Here is a 344-nt window from a genome sequence, read left to right as displayed (position 1 = left end):
AATGCGTTCTGAACCAAAGTTGCCCAAATAGCGAGCGACTTCGCCGCCACCCATAGAGAAGCCAACGATAGTAGCATCTTGCAGATCCAGCTCATCCATCAATGCTTTTAGATCTTGCGCTAAGGTATCGTAATCATAACCTTCCCATGGCTTAGACGATTGACCAAAGCCGCGTCTATCATAAGTAATGACTTGATAACCAGCTTCAACGAGTGTCATCAATTGCGACTCCCAAGCGCGTCCACTCAGCGGCCAGCCATGGATTAATACCACAGGCTTGCCGCTACCTTAGACCTCATAATATAAATCGACAGCTTGATTGTCTTGCTGTGCAACGCTAACGT

At 47.4% G+C, this 344-nt stretch carries 1 protein-coding gene; it reads right to left on the bottom strand.

Annotated features, from left to right (window positions below; all coding sequences use genetic code 11):
• On the bottom strand, positions 1-273 hold a 273-nt coding region (locus AAEZ03_RS26365), incomplete at its 3' end, for an alpha/beta fold hydrolase (protein WP_350582711.1).
• Positions 274-344: the final 71 nt, after the last annotated feature.

Origin of the sequence: Pseudomonas sp. HY2-MNA-CIBAN-0224 (assembly GCF_040310285.1) — a bacterium.
Lineage (GTDB): Bacteria > Pseudomonadota > Gammaproteobacteria > Pseudomonadales > Pseudomonadaceae > Aquipseudomonas > Aquipseudomonas helleri.
This window is presented reverse-complemented; position numbering and strand designations above follow the sequence as displayed.